The sequence below is a fragment of the Mycolicibacter kumamotonensis genome (assembly GCF_002086285.1).
GTDB lineage: Bacteria > Actinomycetota > Actinomycetes > Mycobacteriales > Mycobacteriaceae > Mycobacterium > Mycobacterium kumamotonense.
Genome location: NZ_MVHU01000101.1, coordinates 1 through 1,248, shown reverse-complemented (window position 1 = coordinate 1,248; position 1,248 = coordinate 1). Strand labels below are relative to the sequence as shown.

The 1,248-nt window shown below is 64.6% G+C and carries 1 protein-coding gene; it reads right to left on the bottom strand.

The window, feature by feature from the left end; translation table 11 throughout:
- Window positions 1-29: 29 nt before the first annotated feature.
- A protein-coding gene (locus tag BST28_RS22920; protein ID WP_109560780.1) for an IS3 family transposase occupies window positions 30-1,168 on the bottom strand; the annotation gives its coding sequence in 2 pieces (ribosomal slippage) (window positions 30-898 and window positions 898-1,168; 1,140 coding nt in all).
- Window positions 1,169-1,248 lie beyond the last annotated feature (80 nt).

Sequence of the window (1,248 nt, the reverse complement as noted above, 5' to 3'; positions counted from 1 at the left end):
TGAGGGGGACCCGTTTGGTGGTCCAGTCGCTATGCGACTTGGGGTTGGTGGGTCGTGGTCCACTGTAGAGCGAACTCGGCTGGGGTGAGTTCTCCGTGGGCGGAGTGGGGTCGGTTGGCGTTGTAGTCGCGGCGCCAGTCTTCGATGATCACGCGGGCTTCCAGCAGGGAGTCGAAGCGCCACGAGTTGAGCAGTTCATCGCGGAGACGACCGTTGAACGATTCGATCCAGGCGTTCTGCCACGGCGAGCCAGGATCGATGAAAAGGGAACCGGCACTATTGAATCGACACCAATCACTCACGGCGTGGGCCACGAACTCCGGGCCGTTGTCGAAGCGCACGTAATGCGGTGCGCCGTGGGCGAGGGCCAGGCGATCAAGCACATCGACAACACCGTCGGCGTCGATGGCACGGTCGACTTCGATCGCGAGTGCTTCACGGGTGAACTCGTCGATCACGTTCAACATCTTCAACGTGCGGCCATCGGCGGTCGTGTCGAACTGAAAGTCCATCGCCCAGATGACGTTCGGGCGGATCGGCGACATCGCACCCACGGCGACACCGATACCCGTCAGGCGCTTCTTCCTGCGGCGCTGAGGGACCCGCAGACCCTCCTCACGCCACAGTCGGCGGATGCGCTTGTTGTTGACCTGCCAACCGGCGCGGCGGGCCATCTTGGCAGCCCGTCGCCATCCCCAGCGGGGCCGGTCAGTGGAGAACCGGCGCAGCCAGGCCCGTAGCTCGGCCTCCTCGGCGGTGATCGGCGGCGGTGTCAGGCGCATCGTGGAACGGTGGATGCCCACGACGGTGCAGGCGCGGCGTTCGGATACCCCGAACCGGTCGCGCAGCGCCGTGACGGCGCTGCGCTTGCGGTTCGGGGTCAGAAGTTTCCCGCCGAGATGTCCTTGAGCATGTCGATGTCGAGGGCCTGGTTCGCGACCAGCTTCTTGAGCCGGGTGTTCTCGGCCTCGAGCTCTTTGAGCCGTTTGGCCTCGTTGGCCTTCATGCCGCCGTACTGGGCAATCCAGCGATGCCACGTCGACTCAGCGATCTCCAGGTGTCGGCACACCTCATTGAGTTCCTGGCCGGCCCCGAGGAGCTTGTTGCCCTCGGCCAGCTTGCGGATGATCTGATCCGGCGTGTGCCGCCGGCGCTTGTTCGATGCCATGTCGTTGCTGATTCTTCCTCGCCCGCAGACCGGGCAACAGAGTCCCACAACGACTGGACCACTACGAGGGGCTCACCTCA